At 59.6% G+C, this 16630-nt stretch carries 16 protein-coding genes; 15 read left to right on the forward strand and 1 reads right to left on the reverse strand.

From position 1 onward, the window contains the following. Positions 1-34 precede the first annotated feature (34 nt). The 7 genes from CKW07_RS19160 (at position 35) to ispD (ending at position 7804) form a co-directional block, all read left to right on the forward strand. Positions 35-982 (forward strand): acetyl-CoA carboxylase carboxyltransferase subunit alpha, encoded by a 948-nt coding sequence (locus tag CKW07_RS19160; RefSeq protein ID WP_095146546.1) that lies wholly within the window; start codon positions 35-37, stop codon positions 980-982. Positions 983-1111: 129 nt separating this feature from the next. Beyond that, complete coding sequence (gene tilS, locus CKW07_RS19165; protein WP_095146547.1) at positions 1112-2440, forward strand: tRNA lysidine(34) synthetase TilS; 1329 nt, start codon at positions 1112-1114, stop codon at positions 2438-2440. A gap of 274 nt (positions 2441-2714) precedes the next feature. Continuing rightward, a complete protein-coding gene (locus CKW07_RS19170) occupies positions 2715-4346 on the forward strand; it encodes a CTP synthase (protein WP_095146548.1) in 1632 nt (543 codons plus the stop codon). 5 nt (positions 4347-4351) lie between these two features. Beyond that, positions 4352-5197, forward strand: coding sequence for a 3-deoxy-8-phosphooctulonate synthase (gene kdsA / locus CKW07_RS19175; RefSeq protein WP_095146561.1), 846 nt, complete (start codon positions 4352-4354; stop codon positions 5195-5197). A gap of 157 nt (positions 5198-5354) precedes the next feature. Beyond that, complete coding sequence (gene eno / locus CKW07_RS19180) at positions 5355-6644, forward strand: phosphopyruvate hydratase (RefSeq protein ID WP_095146549.1); 1290 nt, start codon at positions 5355-5357, stop codon at positions 6642-6644. A gap of 171 nt (positions 6645-6815) precedes the next feature. Beyond that, the gene (ftsB, locus tag CKW07_RS19185; RefSeq protein ID WP_027619031.1) at positions 6816-7094 is read left to right on the forward strand and encodes a cell division protein FtsB; all 279 of its coding nucleotides are present in this window, start codon (positions 6816-6818) and stop codon (positions 7092-7094) included. Further along, positions 7091-7804: a 2-C-methyl-D-erythritol 4-phosphate cytidylyltransferase gene (gene ispD, locus CKW07_RS19190; RefSeq protein ID WP_095146550.1), complete on the forward strand. Its 714-nt coding sequence runs from the start codon at positions 7091-7093 to the stop codon at positions 7802-7804. The genes ftsB and ispD overlap by 4 nt, the downstream gene beginning before the upstream one ends. Before the next feature lie 445 nt (positions 7805-8249). Here the strand turns inward: ispD and CKW07_RS19195 are convergent, their stop codons facing one another. Continuing rightward, a complete protein-coding gene (locus CKW07_RS19195) occupies positions 8250-9146 on the reverse strand; it encodes a LysR substrate-binding domain-containing protein (protein WP_095146551.1) in 897 nt (298 codons plus the stop codon). A 106-nt stretch (positions 9147-9252) separates the two neighbouring features. Between CKW07_RS19195 and CKW07_RS19200 the strand changes: the two genes are divergently transcribed. From CKW07_RS19200 to rpoS, 8 genes are all read left to right on the forward strand, one after another. Continuing rightward, complete coding sequence (locus tag CKW07_RS19200) at positions 9253-10365, forward strand: S-(hydroxymethyl)glutathione dehydrogenase/class III alcohol dehydrogenase (RefSeq protein WP_095146552.1); 1113 nt, start codon at positions 9253-9255, stop codon at positions 10363-10365. A gap of 87 nt (positions 10366-10452) precedes the next feature. Further along, positions 10453-11298 carry an S-formylglutathione hydrolase gene (gene fghA / locus CKW07_RS19205; RefSeq protein WP_095146553.1) on the forward strand — a complete coding sequence of 282 codons (846 nt, stop codon included), beginning with the start codon at positions 10453-10455 and terminating at the stop codon, positions 11296-11298. A 41-nt stretch (positions 11299-11339) separates the two neighbouring features. Then, complete coding sequence (gene ispF / locus CKW07_RS19210; protein ID WP_095077460.1) at positions 11340-11813, forward strand: 2-C-methyl-D-erythritol 2,4-cyclodiphosphate synthase; 474 nt, start codon at positions 11340-11342, stop codon at positions 11811-11813. After that, positions 11810-12868 (forward strand): tRNA pseudouridine(13) synthase TruD, encoded by a 1059-nt coding sequence (gene truD, locus CKW07_RS19215; RefSeq protein ID WP_095146554.1) that lies wholly within the window; start codon positions 11810-11812, stop codon positions 12866-12868. Before ispF ends, truD begins: the two co-directional genes overlap by 4 nt. Beyond that, complete coding sequence (gene surE / locus CKW07_RS19220) at positions 12856-13605, forward strand: 5'/3'-nucleotidase SurE (protein ID WP_095146555.1); 750 nt, start codon at positions 12856-12858, stop codon at positions 13603-13605. The genes truD and surE overlap by 13 nt, the downstream gene beginning before the upstream one ends. A gap of 41 nt (positions 13606-13646) precedes the next feature. Further along, on the forward strand, positions 13647-14282 hold the full coding sequence (locus CKW07_RS19225; protein WP_172736405.1) for a protein-L-isoaspartate(D-aspartate) O-methyltransferase: 636 nt from the start codon (positions 13647-13649) through the stop codon (positions 14280-14282). A gap of 211 nt (positions 14283-14493) precedes the next feature. Further along, positions 14494-15351 carry a peptidoglycan DD-metalloendopeptidase family protein gene (locus CKW07_RS19230; protein WP_095146562.1) on the forward strand — a complete coding sequence of 286 codons (858 nt, stop codon included), beginning with the start codon at positions 14494-14496 and terminating at the stop codon, positions 15349-15351. A 105-nt stretch (positions 15352-15456) separates the two neighbouring features. Beyond that, the gene (rpoS, locus tag CKW07_RS19235) at positions 15457-16461 is read left to right on the forward strand and encodes an RNA polymerase sigma factor RpoS (RefSeq protein WP_095146556.1); all 1005 of its coding nucleotides are present in this window, start codon (positions 15457-15459) and stop codon (positions 16459-16461) included. Positions 16462-16630: the final 169 nt, after the last annotated feature.

The following is a 16630-nucleotide window of genomic DNA, read 5'->3' on the forward strand; positions in this document are numbered from 1 at the left end:
AGGACACTTGGACGTCGACCCAAGACGGACGCCTATGAACCCGAATTTTCTAGATTTCGAACAGCCGATCGCCGACCTGCAAGCCAAGATCGAAGAGTTGCGCTTGGTCGGTAATGACAATTCGCTGAATATCGGCGATGAGATCTCCCGCCTGCAGGACAAGAGCAGCACGCTGACCGAGGACATCTTCGGCAAGCTGACCAGCTGGCAGATCGCACGTCTGGCGCGTCATCCGCGTCGTCCGTACACCCTGGACTACATCGAACACATCTTCACCGAGTTCGACGAGTTGCACGGTGACCGTCACTTCTCCGATGACGCCGCGATTGTCGGGGGCGTTGCCCGCCTGGATGACCAGCCAGTGATGGTCATCGGTCACCAGAAAGGCCGCGAAGTGCGCGAGAAGGTGCGTCGCAACTTCGGCATGCCCCGTCCGGAAGGCTACCGCAAGGCCTGCCGCCTGATGGAAATGGCCGAGCGTTTCAAAATGCCGATCCTGACCTTCATCGACACGCCGGGTGCCTACCCGGGTATCGACGCTGAAGAGCGTAACCAGAGCGAGGCCATTGCCTGGAACCTGCGTGTCATGGCGCGCCTGAAAACCCCAATCATCGCCACCGTGATCGGTGAAGGTGGTTCTGGTGGTGCATTGGCGATCGGCGTTTGCGATCAGTTGAACATGCTGCAGTATTCGACCTACGCGGTGATCTCGCCGGAAGGCTGTGCTTCGATCCTGTGGAAAACCGCGGAAAAGGCACCGGATGCTGCCGAAGCCATGGGTATTACCGCAGAGCGCCTCAAAGGCCTGGGTATCGTCGACAAAGTGATCGGTGAGCCGTTGGGTGGTGCGCACCGTGATCCGGCCACCGCTGCCGCCTCGATCCGTGCCGAACTGAGCTCGCAACTGAAGATGCTGAAGAAGTTCGATAACGACGCGCTGCTGGCCCGCCGTTATGAGCGTCTGATGAGCTACGGTCTCTGATCTGATCTCGCTTTGATGTGGGAGCGGGCTTGCTCGCGAAAGCGGTATAACAATCAACTGATGTGTTGACTGTTGAGCCGCCTTCGCGAGCAAGCCGCTCCCACATTTGATTTGTGCAAAGTGATCGATATGAGTCAGCCCATGATTGATCTTTCTGCCAAGCTCCTGCTGAACTTGACGCCCTGGCGCACCGCGCCAACCTGGCGTATCGCCTTCTCCGGCGGCCTCGACTCCACCGTCCTGCTGCACCTTCTGGTGCAACTCGCAAAAAAACAGACGTTGCCCGCGCTCAAGGCCATCCATGTCCATCACGGCCTTCAGGCTGCGGCCGATGTGTGGCCGGCACATTGTCAGGCAGTGTGTGATGCGTTGGGCGTGCCGTTGACGGTCGCTCGCGTTCAGGTGCCGATGGGGGCGAGTCGCGAGCGGGCGGCCCGTGAGGCGCGCTATGGCGCCTTCGTCGAGGCGACTCAAGCCGGTGATGTGTTGCTGACCGCCCAGCACCGCGACGATCAAGCCGAAACCCTGCTGTTTCGCCTGTTGCGCGGGGCAGGGGTGCGAGGGCTTGCGGCGATGCCAGTGCAACGCCCGTTGGGGCACGGGCATCTGGTGCGGCCATTGCTGGAGGTCTCCCGGGCTGACCTTGAGGCCTACGCCGCCGAGCATCGGTTGAGCTGGGTTGAGGACCCTTCGAACGCCGACCAGCAGTTCTCCCGCAATTTCCTGCGGCAACAGATCATCCCGGCGCTCACTCAACGTTGGCCCCAGGCTGTTGCGACCATGGCGCGTAGCGCCGCACACTTGAGTGAGGCACAAGGATTGCTCGATGAGCTGGCCCGGATGGACTTGGCGCAGGCTGCCACCGTCAGTGAGTTCGATTGGCTGGGCGTGCCTTCTCTGGAGATGGACGCGTTGGAAAAACTGTCCGCTGCCCGCCAGCGCAATGCGCTCAGTCATTGGCTGAGCCCGTTATCGCGCTTGCCCGACAGTGACCATTGGTCGGGTTGGACCGACGTGCGTGAGGCCGCCATGGATGCTCGGCCGGTCTGGCGCCTGGCCGACGGTGAACTGCATCGAGCCAATGGACGCATCTGGTGGTTGTCCCGTGACTGGCTGGCGCTCGCGCCGCTTGGTCTGTGCTGGGCTGATCCGTCGATGCCACTGTTGCTGCCTGACAACGGCCAACTCACCATTCGCGGAACCGCGCCCCAAGGCCCGCTCAGCGTGCGCTACCGGCAGGGCGGGGAGGTCATGGCATTACCCGGTCGCGGGCATCGCGATCTCAAGCGACTGCTCAATGAAAGTCGTTTGCCGTTGTTTGCCCGTGGCAGATTGCCGCTGCTGTACTGCGATGAGCAATTGATCGCGGTGGCAAACCTGCCCGGGCTGGACGGTAGCGCTGGCGGGAGCTACGTTTTGCAATGGCAGCCAGCAATCAACGATCAAGGTTTGAGCTGAAAGGGGCTTTCCGGTAGACTACGCTCCCTTCTTGATACAACTTCTGTGGATTCGACTGAATTGCAGGAGTTGCCGATTACCAAGCAGTCTTTGCTGGGCGATTCCAAAAAATGTGTAGCGAGCAACGTACCGGTGTTTCATCTTCCGGTCTGTCCCAACGCGGCGGTTTTTTTGAAAGATGCACTGTAATTAATGCAGGTGATCGGGGGCTTCGGCCTTCCTTCGCTTTCCCCGGCGGCTCGGACCGCTTTAACGCAGACTTCTAGGGTTTTTCATGACGCGCTACATATTCGTCACGGGCGGTGTTGTTTCTTCTTTGGGGAAAGGCATTGCATCGGCTTCATTGGCGGCCATCCTGGAGGCGCGGGGACTTAAGGTCACCATGCTCAAGCTGGACCCGTACATCAACGTTGACCCGGGCACCATGAGCCCGTTCCAGCACGGTGAAGTGTTCGTCACCCACGACGGCGCCGAGACCGACCTGGACCTGGGCCACTACGAGCGGTTCATCCGCACGACCATGACCCAGAACAACAACTTCACCACGGGGCGTGTCTACGAGCACGTGCTGCGCAAAGAGCGCCGTGGTGACTACCTGGGTGCAACCATCCAGGTGATTCCGCACATCACCGACGAAATCAAGCGCCGCATCATCAAGGGTGCTGGCGATGCCGACGTGGCGATGGTCGAGATCGGTGGCACCGTAGGTGACATCGAGTCCCAACCGTTCCTCGAAGCCATCCGTCAATTGCGTTTCGAAGTCGGCGCCAAGCGCGCGATGCTGATGCACCTGACGCTGGTGCCGTATATCGCCACTGCCGGCGAAACCAAAACCAAGCCTACCCAGCACTCGGTCAAGGAACTGCGTTCCATCGGCCTGCAGCCTGACGTACTGGTATGCCGTTCCGACCACCCGATCGACCTGTCTTCGCGTCGCAAGATCGCGCAGTTCACCAACGTTGAAGAGCGTGCGGTCATCGGGCTGGAAGACGCCGATACCATCTACAAGATCCCGGGCATCCTGCACGCCCAGGGCCTGGATGATTTCGTCGTGGAGCGCTTCGGCCTGCAATGCGACAGCGCCGATCTGTCCGAGTGGGAAGCCGTGGTTGATGCCAAGCTGAACCCGGAGCACGAAGTCACCATCGCGATGGTCGGCAAGTACATGGAACTGCTCGATGCCTACAAGTCGCTGATCGAAGCGATGAGTCACGCCGGCATCAGCAACCGCACCAAGGTCAACCTGCGCTACATCGATTCGGAAGACATCGAGAACCAGGGCACCGCGCTGCTCGAAGGCGTGGACGCGATCCTGGTGCCTGGCGGCTTCGGTCTGCGTGGCGTGGAAGGCAAGATCACCGCCGTTCAATACGCTCGCGAAAACAAGATTCCATACCTGGGTATCTGCCTGGGCATGCAAGTGGCCGTGATCGAGTTCGCTCGTAACGTGATGGGCTGGAAAGACGCCAACTCCACCGAATTCGATCGCACCAGTGGTCACCCGGTCGTGGGCCTGATCACCGAGTGGGAAGATGCCACCGGCGCCGTTGAAACCCGTACCGAGTCGTCCGACCTGGGCGGCACCATGCGCCTGGGTGCCCAGGACTGCCTGCTGGAAGCCGGCTCCCTGGTTCATGATTGCTATGGCAAGGACGTGATCGTCGAGCGTCATCGCCATCGTTATGAAGTGAACAACAACCTGCTGCCACAAATCATGGAGGCCGGTCTGAAAATCTCCGGTCGTTCCGGTGATGGCGCGCTGGTCGAAGTGGTCGAAGCCCCGAACCACCCATGGTTCGTGGCTTGCCAGTTCCACCCGGAGTTCACCTCGACTCCGCGTGACGGTCACCCGCTGTTCAGTGGTTTTGTCAAAGCAGCTTTGGCTCAACACCAGAAGAAGGCTTGAACCTGATGGCTCAAAAGATCATCCGCGTCGGCAACATCGAAATCGCCAACGACAAACCGATGGTGCTGTTCGGTGGCATGAACGTGCTGGAAAGCCGTGAAATGGCGATGCAGGTCTGTGAAGAATACGTCAAGGTCACCGAAAAGCTCGGTATCCCTTACGTGTTCAAGGCCAGCTTCGACAAGGCCAACCGCTCGTCGGTCGCTTCCTATCGGGGCCCGGGCCTCGAGGAAGGCATGCGGATTTTCCAGGACATCAAGCAAGCCTTTGGCGTGCCGGTCATCACCGATGTCCATGAGCCTGAGCAGGCTGCAGTGGTTGCTGAAGTCTGCGACATCATCCAGTTGCCGGCCTTCCTGTCGCGCCAGACCGACCTGGTCGTCGCGATGGCCAAGACCGGCGCTGTGATCAACATCAAGAAGGCCCAATTCCTCGCCCCTCAGGAAATGCGACACATCCTGAGCAAGTGCGAAGAGGCGGGTAACGATCAGTTGATCCTCTGCGAGCGTGGTTCGAGCTTCGGCTACAACAACCTGGTGGTGGACATGCTCGGCTTCGGCATCATGAAGCAGTTCGAGTACCCGGTGTTCTTCGACGTGACCCACGCGCTGCAAATGCCCGGCGGTCGCTCCGATTCTGCCGGTGGTCGCCGCGCCCAGGTGACAGACCTCGCCAAGGCCGGCATGAGCCAGTCGCTGGCCGGCCTGTTCCTGGAGGCTCATCCGGATCCGGATAACGCCAAGTGTGACGGCCCTTGCGCCTTGCGCCTGGACAAGCTGGAGCCATTCCTGACCCAGCTCAAGGCTCTGGACGATCTGGTGAAGAGTTTTCCGACGGTAGAAACCGCGTAACCCTCGATTCTCCGGTAAAGTACCGCACGATTTAACGCTCGGACCTTCTGGTCCGGGCCTTATCGTCCGCAAGTCTGCCCGCTGCATATTACTTGCCGACGGTAAAAAGCTTTCCTACAGCTGCGTCGTTTTCGTCAACTTTGGAGTGTTTACAACAATGGCAAAAATCGTCGACATCAAAGGTCGTGAAGTTCTCGACTCCCGTGGCAATCCCACTGTCGAAGCGGACGTGCTTCTCGACAACGGCATCATCGGCAGCGCCTGCGCGCCGTCCGGTGCTTCCACTGGCTCGCGCGAAGCGCTGGAGCTGCGTGATGGCGACAAGAGCCGTTACCTGGGCAAAGGTGTATTGAAGGCCGTGGCCAACATCAATGGCCCGATCCGCACCGCGCTGCTGGGTAAAGACCCGATTGACCAGAAAGCCCTCGATCGCATCATGATCGAGCTGGACGGTACCGAGAACAAAGGCAGCCTGGGCGCCAACGCCATCCTCGCCGTGTCCCTGGCCGCCGCCAAGGCTGCCGCTCACGACCAGGACCTGCCGCTGTACGCTCACATCGCCAACCTGAACGGCACCCCGGGTGTCTACTCGATGCCGGTTCCGATGATGAACATCATCAACGGTGGCGAGCACGCCGATAACAACGTCGACATCCAGGAATTCATGGTTCAGCCAGTTGGCGCCAAGACTTTCTCGGAAGGTCTGCGCATGGGCACCGAGATTTTCCATCACCTCAAAGCTGTTCTGAAGGCCCGTGGCCTGAGCACTGCCGTGGGTGACGAAGGTGGTTTCGCGCCGAACCTGGCGTCCAACGAAGACGCACTGAAAGTGATCTCCGAAGCGGTGGCCAACGCTGGCTACAAACTCGGCACCGACGTGACCCTGGCACTGGACTGCGCGGCCAGCGAATTCTTCGAAGACGGCAAGTACAACCTGTCCGGTGAAGGCCAGGTGTTCACCGCTGAAGGTTTCGCTGACTACCTCAAAGGTCTGACCGAGCGTTACCCGATCATCTCCATTGAAGATGGCCTGGACGAGTCCGACTGGGCAGGCTGGAAAATCCTCACCGACAAGATCGGCGAAAAGACCCAGCTGGTGGGCGACGACCTGTTCGTGACCAACACCAAGATCCTGAAAGAAGGCATCGACAAAAAGATCGCCAACTCGATCCTGATCAAGTTCAACCAGATCGGCACCCTGACCGAGACCCTGGAAGCGATCCAGATGGCCAAGGCTGCTGGTTACACTGCGGTGATCTCGCACCGTTCCGGCGAAACCGAAGATTCGACCATTGCCGACCTGGCCGTGGGCACCTCGGCTGGCCAGATCAAGACCGGTTCGCTGTGCCGCTCCGACCGCGTTTCCAAGTACAACCAACTGCTGCGTATCGAAGAGCAATTGGGCGCCAAGGCCAAGTACAATGGCCGTAGCGAGTTCCGCGGCTAAGCCTGGACGCGTAAAAAGACACCGGATTGTGTCGAAAAAAAACGCTACAGCGGGTTTTTTGCCACTAATCTGATGCTTTAGAGTACGAGCCTGGTTCTTCCAGGCTTCGTGCTATCAGACGCTTCAAAGTCTTGGCATGGCTGTTTTTTTTCACTGGATACCTGATATTCGATGCGCAGTCCCTACTGGTTGTTTCTTGTCTTGCTCTTGCTCCTGGGTGGTTTGCAGTACCGCCTGTGGGTGGGAAACGGCAGCCTGGCGCAGGTGGCCGACCTGACTCAGCAAATTGCCGATCAGCAAGCTGAAAACCAGACCCTGCTGGAGCGCAATCGAGTGATGGATGCAGAAGTCATGGAGCTGAAAAAAGGCATGGAGACCGTTGAAGAACGGGCCCGCCATGAGTTGGGCATGGTCAAGGACGGTGAAACGCTTTACCAGTTGGCCCAATGATGCACACCTTGCCGGCCTTCTGGGCCGTGATTCCCGCCGCGGGCGTCGGTGCCCGTATGGCCGCGGACCGTCCCAAGCAGTATTTGCAACTGGGCGGACGCACTATTCTTGAACACAGCCTTGGCTGTTTCCTCGATCACCCGGCCTTGAAGGGGTTGGTGGTCAGTCTTGCTGTTGATGATCCTTATTGGCCGAACCTGGCCTGCGCTGCCGACCCTCGCATTCAGCGGGTGGAGGGCGGCGAAGAGCGCTCGGGGTCTGTGCTCAATGCCTTGCTGCACCTGCACGCGCAGGGCGCTGCCGATGAGGACTGGGTGTTGGTCCATGATGCTGCGCGACCGAACCTGACCCGCGACGATCTCGACAAGCTGCTGTCGGAGCTGGCGGATGACCCTGTCGGTGGGCTGCTGGCGGTGCCGGCCCGTGACACCCTCAAACGAGTGGACAAGCATGGCCGGGTGCTCGAAACCGTTGATCGCAGTGTGATCTGGCAGGCTTATACGCCGCAGATGTTCCGTTTGGGGGCTTTGCATCGGGCGCTGGCTGACAGCCTGGTGGCTGATGTGACCATTACCGATGAGGCGTCCGCCATGGAGTGGTCGGGGCAGGCGCCGCGCTTGATTGAGGGGCGGGCGGATAACCTCAAGGTGACGCGGCCTGAAGATCTTGAGTGGTTGCGTCAGCGGTGGGCTCATCGGGGTTCTTTGTAGGTAACCCATCTCTGTGGGGCGGGTTGGCCCGCGAAGGCGGCCTGGTAGCCGGCCATTCTCTTGCGGGTGCGGTGTACATATCCGTTGCTGCGGTCATGGCGACTTATGGTTTCGCCCGACGGCGACTCACTTTTTTTACAAGCGCCTAAAAAAAGTAAGCAAAAAAACGTTTCGCCCCGAGCGTCCGGCCCCTCGCCTAGGCTCGGGGTTCCTTCACTCCGGCATCCATCCGGGGGCATTGCCCTCCGGTCTGCTTCGCGACGACCTCCATGCAATGAGTTCGACTGCGTCGAACGGCGCTGCGCACCAATCCCCGGATGAATACCTGCGCTCAGCCTCCCGAGGGGGCGGGTGAATCAAGATCAAAAGCCAGAGCCAGAGCCAGAGCCAGAGCCAAAGCCAGAGCCAAAGCCAAAGCCAGAGCCAGAGCCTGCTTTAGTCAGCTTCAGCCACTGTACTCCGGTCGTTTGGCCAGCCCGTCCTTGAGGTAGTCCACCAGTTTGCGCACTTTCGGCGATAGATGGCGTTGCTGCGGGTACAGGGCCCATACGGCGGTGTTCGGCGGTTGATGGGTATCGAGCAGCGATACCAGTGCGCCGCTGTTCAGGTGTTCCAGCACGTAGTAGTCCGGCAGTTGGCACAAGCCAACACCCTGTAGTGCCGCATCCAGCACCGCTTGCCCGCTGTTGCAGCGCCAGTTGCCTTGTACTCGCTGGGAAAATTCTCGCCCGTCCTGTTCCAGCTGCCAGAGGTCCGAACTGCCGATCAGGCAGTTGTGGCGACTCAGTTCAGACAGGCTGTGGGGGCGGCCGTAGCGTTCGAGGTAGGACGGCGAGGCGCACAGGAACATGCGTCGTGGGGCCAGGCGGGTGGCGACCAGTCGTGAGTCTTGCAGGCGGCCCAGGCGAATCGCCAGGTCCAGGCCTTCGTGCACCAGGTCCAGGGGGCGGTTGCTCAGCTCGATATCGACGCGCAGTTGCGGGTAAAGCGCCATGAAGCTGGTCACCAGTGGCACGATGAAACGTTCGCCGTAGGCCACTGCGCAGGTCATGCGCAGCATGCCCTTGGGTTCGCTGGTCAAGTCGCCGACGGCACGCAAAGCCTCTTCACGACCGTCCTGCAAGCGTTGGCAGTGTTGCAGGAAGGTTTGTCCGGCTTCGGTGAGGGTCACTCGCCGCGTGCTGCGATAGAGCAGGCGGGTTTGCAGGCGCTCTTCCAGGCGTACGATTTGTCGACTGATATGGGAAGACGAAACCCCGAGGCGTTCGGCGGCTGCGGTGAACTGGCTGCATTCAGCGACGGCTACGAACTCGTCGATACCTTCCCAGCGGTTGTCGGACATTTAGATTATCCCTGTACGGCAATAATGTTTTGCTTTTGGCTGGATTATTAATCGTCCGGCAGTGTTTTACACTCGTTGCCTCGTTTTTATTCACTGGAGAGTCAGGATGATCAAGTCGCGCGCTGCCGTTGCCTTCGAGGCCAGGAAACCCCTCGAGATCGTTGAAGTCGATGTCGCCATGCCCAAGGCCGGTGAAGTCCTGTTACGTGTCGTCGCCTCCGGTGTGTGCCATACCGATGCCTACACCTTGTCCGGTGCGGACCCGGAAGGCATCTTCCCGTCGATCCTGGGTCACGAAGGCGGAGCCATTGTCGAAGCCATCGGCGAGGGTGTGACCTCGGTCGCGGTGGGTGATCACGTGATCCCGCTGTATACCCCGGAATGTGGCCAGTGCAAGTTCTGCAAGTCGGGCAAGACCAACCTCTGCCAGGCCATTCGTGCCACCCAGGGCAAGGGTTTGATGCCTGACGGCACTACGCGTTTCTCCTACAAAGGTCAGCCGATTTTTCACTACATGGGCACCTCGACCTTTTCCGAGTACACCGTGCTGCCGGAAATTTCCGTCGCGAAAATTCAAAAAGAGGCGCCGCTGGAAAAAGTCTGCCTGCTGGGCTGTGGTGTCACCACCGGGATTGGTGCGGTGATCAACACTGCCAAGGTCAAGCCGGGTGACACCGTGGCCATCTTCGGTCTGGGCGGTATCGGTCTGTCGGCGGTCATCGGTGCGGTCAAGGCCAAGGCGGCCCGTATCATCGCCATCGACATCAACCCGGCCAAATTTGAAATCGCCAGGCAGTTGGGGGCCACGGACTGTGTGAACCCGAAAGATTTCGACCGTCCGATCCAGGAGGTCATTGTCGACATGACCGATGGCGGCGTGGATTTTTCCTTCGAGTGCATCGGCAATGTTCAATTGATGCGCGCGGCGCTGGAATGCTGTCACAAAGGCTGGGGCGAGTCGGTGATCATCGGCGTGGCCGGTGCTGGCCAGGAAATCGCTACCCGTCCGTTCCAACTGGTGACCGGTCGCGTCTGGCGCGGTTCGGCGTTTGGTGGCGTACGCGGTCGTAGCGAATTGCCAAGCTATGTGGAAATGGCCCAGAGCGGCGAGATTCCTCTGGATACCTTCATCACCCACACCATGGGCCTGGAAGACATCAACAAGGCATTTGACCTGATGCATGAAGGCAAAAGCATCCGTTCGGTCATCCACTTCTAAGAGCAGCGACAAGCTGCAAGTCACAAGCGGCAAGTGGGCTCGCCCCTCTTGCAGCTTGACGCTTGCAGCTTGCAGCTGGGAGGTCCCATGAGTCTGGAAAATCTCTCATGCCAGAAGAGTTTTGGTGGCTGGCATAAGCGTTACAAACACCGCAGCGAAGTGCTCGGTTGCGACATGGTGTTTGCCGTGTACCTGCCGCCCCAGGCGGAGCAGGGCGGCAAGCTGCCAGTGCTGTACTGGCTGTCGGGCCTGACCTGCACCGACGAGAATTTCATGCACAAGGCCGGCGCCATGCGCATGGCGGCCGAGCTTGGGCTGATCATCGTGGCGCCGGACACCAGCCCGCGGGGCATGGATGTGCCGGGTGACCCGGACGGCGCCTGGGATTTCGGCCTGGGAGCCGGGTTCTACCTGAACGCTACACAGGAACCCTGGGCCAGGCACTATCGGATGCACGACTACGTCGTCGAGGAATTGCCGGCGTTGGTCGAAGCGAGTTTTCCTGCATCGGATAAGCGCGCCATCAGCGGGCACTCAATGGGCGGGCATGGTGCGCTGGTGTGTGCCCTGCGCAATCCGGGTCGCTATCAGTCGGTGTCGGCCTTCGCGCCCATCAACAATCCCATGGATTGCCCGTGGGGCCAGAAAGCGTTTTCACGCTACCTGGGCGAAGAGCGCTCGAAGTGGCGTGAGTGGGATGCGTGTGTGTTGATCAGCGAGGCCGGCGAAAAACTGCCATTGCTGGTAGACCAGGGTGACCGGGATGATTTCCTGGCCACCCAGCTCAAGCCCGAAGCCTTGCAGCAGGCCGCAAAACTGGCGGGTCATCCGCTGACCTTGCGCCTGCAACCTGGCTACGACCACAGCTATTTCTTCATCGCCAGCTTCATTGATGATCACTTGCGGCATCACGCCCACGCCCTTGGCGCCTAAAGCAGGTAGAATCACGCCCTGACTAAATCGGGGCGTTTTTTATGCGTATTGGCCACGGCTATGATGTGCACCGTTTCGCTGAAGGCGATTTCATCACTCTGGGCGGCGTGCGGATTGCTCACAGCTTCGGGCTGCTCGCCCACTCCGACGGCGACGTGCTGCTGCATGCGTTGAGCGATGCCTTGCTGGGCGCCGCCGCACTCGGCGACATCGGCAAGCATTTCCCGGATACCGACCCACAGTTCAAGGGCGCTGACAGCCGTGTGCTGTTGCGTCATGTCGTTGCACTGATCCATGCCAAGGGCTGGAAAGTGGCCAACGTCGATAACACCATTGTCGCTCAGGCGCCAAAAATGGCCCCGCATATCGAATCGATGCGCGCGCTGATTGCCGCGGATCTTCAAGTTGAATTGGATCAAGTGAACGTGAAAGCCACCACCACCGAAAAGCTCGGCTTTACCGGTCGCGAAGAAGGCATTGCCGTACACGCCGTTGCCTTGTTGTCGCGCGCATGAACGAATTGCAACTGCTCGGCCCGCGAGCCTACGGTGAACCCCTCGGCACGGCAGTATTGAAAGCGATCGCGGAAGATTTCCAGGTCGATGAAGTGCTCGACATTCCGTTGACCGGCGAAGGCGAACACCTGTGGATCTGGGTGGAAAAACGTGGCCTGAATACCGAGGAAGCGGCACGGCGAATTGCCAAGGCTGCTGGTGTGCCATTACGCACGGTCAGCTACGCCGGTCTGAAGGACCGCCAGGCGCTGACTCGCCAGTGGTTCAGTGTGCAATTGCCAGGCAAGGCTGATCCTGACTTGTCCGCGGCAGAAAACGACACGCTGAAAATCCTCAAGACCGCCCGGCACAAACGCAAGCTGCAGCGCGGTGCGCATTCGGCCAACGGTTTCACCTTGCGCCTGACCCAGTTTGCCGGCGACAAGGCGGCCATTGACGCGCGTCTGCAACTGATCGCCAAGCAAGGTATTCCCAACTACTTCGGTGCCCAGCGGTTCGGCCATAACGGCGGCAACGTGGTTGACGCGCGGGAGTGGGCGGCACGCAAGGCGCTGCCGGAGCAGCGCAATGTGCGCTCGCGGTTGCTGTCCACGGCGCGCAGCTTTCTGTTCAATAAAGTGCTGGCGGCGCGTGTGGCCGATGGCAGTTGGCAGCGTGCCCAGGTAGGCGATTTGCTGGCCTTCACCGACAGCCGGAGCTTTTTCCCGGCCGGTATCGAGGAATGCAACGACCCGCGCCTGGCCATACTCGACCTGCACCCGACCGGGCCGCAGTGGGGCGAGGGCGACTCACCTGCCGCCGGTGCGACCCATGAACTGGAACAGCGAATCGCATCCGGGGAAGCCGACTTGCGCGACTGGTTGGTGAATGCCGGAATGAGCCATGAACGTCGCATCCTGCGGCTGCCCATTGGCGGGTTGACGTGGCATTATCCCGTGCCTGACATTCTGCAACTGGAATTCGTCCTGCCGGCCGGATGCTTCGCCACCGTATTGGTGCGTGAACTCGTCGATCTGGTGCCGGTGGGGCAGACGGACAGCCCATGCGTATTCTGATTTCTAACGATGATGGGGTAACAGCACCCGGTCTTGCCGCGCTTTATGCTGCGCTGGCGGATTACAGCGAGTGCGTGGTTGTCGCCCCGGACCAGGACAAAAGTGGCGCCAGCAGTTCGCTGACGCTCGATCGTCCGCTGCATCCGCAAACCCTGGCCAATGGTTTCATCAGCATCAACGGTACACCGACCGATTGCGTGCACCTGGGCCTCAATGGCCTGCTGGCGCACGAGCCGGACATGGTGGTTTCCGGTATCAACCTTGGTGCCAACCTGGGCGATGACGTGCTGTATTCCGGCACGGTCGCGGCCGCCCTCGAAGGGCGATTCCTGGCCAGGCCTTCCTTTGCCTTTTCGCTGGTATCGCGCCAGGTTGAAAATCTGCCGACGGCGGCCTACTTTGCGCGCAAACTGGTAGAGGCCCACGCCGAACTCGATCTGCCGCCACGCACGGTGCTGAACGTGAATATTCCGAACTTGCCCCTGGATCATATTCGCGGCATTCAACTGACTCGCCTGGGCCACCGCGCCCGTGCGGCGGCGCCAACGAAGGTGGTCGATCCGCGTGGCAAGTCCGGCTACTGGATTGCGGCGGCCGGTGACGCTGAAGATGGCGGGCCTGGCACGGATTTCCACGCGGTGATGCAGGGATACGTTTCGATCACCCCGCTGCAACTCGACCGGACCTTCAATAGTGCCTTTGCAAGTCTCGATGGCTGGCTGGAGGGGCTGCGCTGATGGCTCGTGAGCAAGACGATATTCTGCGCCGCGGTATCGGGATGACCTCCCAGCGTACCCGTGAGCGATTGATTCAGCGGCTGTACGAGGAAGGCCTGAGCAACGCCCAGGTACTGGAAGTGATCCGCCGTACACCACGTCATCTGTTTGTCGATGAAGCGCTGGCGCACCGCGCCTATGAAGACACGGCGTTGCCGATCGGCCATAACCAGACCATTTCCCAGCCCTACATGGTGGCGCGCATGAGCGAGCTGCTACTGGAGGCCGGTCCTCTGGATAAAGTGTTGGAAATCGGTACGGGGTCCGGTTATCAGACGGCGGTGCTGTCGCAGTTGGTCGAGCGGGTGTTCTCGGTTGAGCGCATCAAGGTCCTGCAGGATCGGGCCAAGGAGCGTCTGGTCGAGTTGAACCTGCGCAACGTGGTGTTCCGCTGGGGCGATGGCTGGGAAGGCTGGCCGGCACTGGCGCCCTACAACGGCATCATTGTTACGGCAGTTGCCACCGACGTGCCTCAGGCACTGCTTGATCAGTTGGCGCCGGGAGGGCGTCTGGTGATTCCGGTAGGGTCGGGCGAGGTTCAGCAGTTGATGTTGATCATTCGCGAGGAACAGGGCTTTTCCAGGCGTGTTCTGGGCGCAGTACGCTTCGTCCCGTTGCTCAACGGGCCATTGGCCTGAGCATTTGTTCAAGGGCGCTGAATTCTCTTCGATTGCCCGGGTCTTATAGCGTCAACGATCGGTTAAACGCAGTTGAACAACAGCAAGCAAACGTGTGCGTGTCTTGATTTCGCCTTACCGACGGAAAAGTGCAAACGGCCAGTTATACTTGCGACATTTCATGCCTGAACAAGGCATATTCTATTTTCAGCCACCAGAAAGGGAGCGGCGGGTGAGTCTCACGGACATTGCACAGCGTATCGGTACCACAAGCTTTCAGTGCCTGGTGACTGGCCTTGTCTTGAGTTCATTGTTGGTCGGTTGTTCCAGCACGAAATCGAGTGATGTACGAGTCGTCGACGGCGGCAGTGCGGCGGCCAAGCGTCCCGCGGTTACTACCGGTCAGTATGTCGTGCGCAAGGGTGACACCCTGTTTTCCATTGCCTTTCGTTACGGTTGGGACTACAAGGCGCTGGCTGCACGCAACAACATTCCCGCGCCCTACACCATTCGCCCGGGCCAGACGATTCGCTTTGACGGGCGCTCCGGTTCAACGTCGAACCAGACTGTGACGTCGTCCACAACAACGACTTCGTCTTCCGGAAAGCTCACCGTCACTCGGAGCCCTGCTTCGGGTTCATCGGCCAATACAAAGAGCGTTGCACCGTCCGTCGCAAACAAGCCGGCCCCCGCGCCGCTACCGCCGGCCGGCCCCGCGCCCAAGGGCTGGGGATGGCCATCTAATGGCATTCTGATTGGAAAATTCTCTTCAAACGGTAGTTTGAATAAAGGAATTGATATCGCCGGAGATTTGGGACAGCCTGTTTTAGCTGCGTCTGATGGGACGGTGGTTTACGCCGGGAGTGGCTTGCGGGGCTACGGCGAACTGGTCATCATCAAACACAGCGATACCTACGTCAGTGCCTACGGTCATAACCGCAGGTTGTTGGTTCGGGAGGGGCAGCAGGTCAAGGTCGGACAGACAATTGCCGAAATGGGGTCAACGGGTACAGACCGGGTGAAACTGCATTTTGAGATTCGCCGACAAGGTAAGCCTGTAGATCCGCTGCAATTCCTGCCTGCGCGTTGATTTGTTACCAGCCTGTTCCATCACGTAGAGGGAACAGGCTCCAGCGTTGCCAAGGATAAAGGCGCCGCTTGAGCTTGAGGTCGAACTCACCAAAGGACTATAACAATGGCTCTCAGTAAAGAAGTGCCGGAGTTTGACATCGACGATGAGGTTCTCCTGATGGAGACCGACGTCGCATCGGATCAGACGTTGAACGAAGGCTCTGCCATGCCTTCGGCTCGCGCCAAATCCAAACACTCCGCCTCACTTAAACAACATAAGTACATTGACTACACGCGGGCGCTCGACGCGACGCAGCTGTACCTCAATGAAATCGGCTTTTCCCCCTTGTTGTCCCCGGAAGAAGAAGTGCATTTTGCGCGCCTGTCGCAACGTGGCGATCCGGCCGGGCGCAAGCGCATGATTGAAAGCAACCTGCGACTGGTGGTGAAAATCGCCCGGCGCTATGTCAATCGTGGGCTGTCGTTGCTCGACCTGATCGAAGAGGGCAACCTGGGGCTGATCCGGGCGGTGGAGAAGTTTGATCCAGAGCGCGGTTTCCGCTTTTCGACCTACGCGACCTGGTGGATCCGTCAGACCATCGAACGCGCCATCATGAATCAGACCCGCACCATCCGGTTGCCGATTCATGTGGTCAAGGAGCTCAACGTCTACCTTCGGGCGGCGCGAGAGCTCACTCAAAAGCTCGATCACGAACCCTCTCCCGAAGAAATCGCCAACCTGCTGGAAAAACCGGTGGGCGAGGTCAAGCGCATGCTCGGCTTGAATGAGCGGGTTTCTTCGGTCGACGTCTCGCTGGGTCCGGATTCGGATAAGACCTTGCTGGACACCCTTACCGATGACCGTCCCACCGATCCCTGTGAGCTGCTTCAGGACGATGACCTGTCGCAGAGCATCGATCAGTGGCTCTCGGAGTTGACCGACAAGCAGCGCGAGGTAGTGATTCGCCGCTTCGGCTTGCGCGGTCATGAAAGCAGTACGCTGGAAGACGTTGGCCTGGAAATCGGCCTGACCCGTGAAAGGGTCAGACAGATACAGGTCGAAGGTCTCAAGCGCCTGCGTGAGATCCTTGAGAAGAATGGATTGTCGAGCGAGTCGTTGTTCCAGTAGCTGGAGCCAGCCCGCGCGACCACAACAAGCCCCGTTAGCCTCGGGGCTAATGAGATGGTCAGCCTGACCGAGAAGCCCTGCAGGTTTACGCTTGCAGGGCTTTTCTCGTTTTCGGACGGAGGATCTCTCATGAATACGATGACGCTTCTCGGTATCGACATCGGCAAAC

Source organism: Pseudomonas sp. Irchel s3b6 (assembly GCF_900187415.1).
Classification (GTDB): Bacteria; Pseudomonadota; Gammaproteobacteria; order Pseudomonadales; family Pseudomonadaceae; genus Aquipseudomonas.